The organism is Tepidibacillus infernus, from assembly GCF_048898065.1.
GTDB lineage: Bacteria > Bacillota > Bacilli > Tepidibacillales > Tepidibacillaceae > Tepidibacillus_B > Tepidibacillus_B infernus.
In genome coordinates, this window is the sequence record NZ_JBLWFI010000022.1 from 1 (window position 1) to 367 (window position 367).

Annotated in this window: 1 rRNA gene; it reads left to right on the plus strand. The window is 43.3% G+C overall.

Features of this window, described 5'->3' with window-relative positions:
• Positions 1-31 precede the first annotated feature (31 nt).
• Positions 32-148, plus strand: a 5S ribosomal RNA gene (gene rrf, locus TEPIDINF_RS14820).
• Positions 149-367: the final 219 nt, after the last annotated feature.

Sequence of the window (367 nt, forward strand, 5' to 3'; positions counted from 1 at the left end):
TGACAACGTCGAACGACTTGCATCCTGCAAGCCTGGTGATGACGGCGGAGGGGATACACTCGTTCCCATCCCGAACACGACCGTTAAGCCCTCCAGCGCCGATGGTACTTGGACCGAAGGGTCCTGGGAGAGTAGGACGTTGCCAGGCAATAAAAAAAGCTAACCATGTGGTTAGCTTTTTTTATTGGCTTTGTTAAAAGATAAGCGTACTATGTCAAATACTTTTTTCAAGTTTTATGGAACTCAAACACGCCTACCGTAATTTCCTTTTTTTTACAAGTAGCAATTAACCAAGTTGTTATAAAACAGGTACCCTTTTCTTGATTCAGAAATGGGCATTCACTCGCTTCTTTAATCTGCATTGATG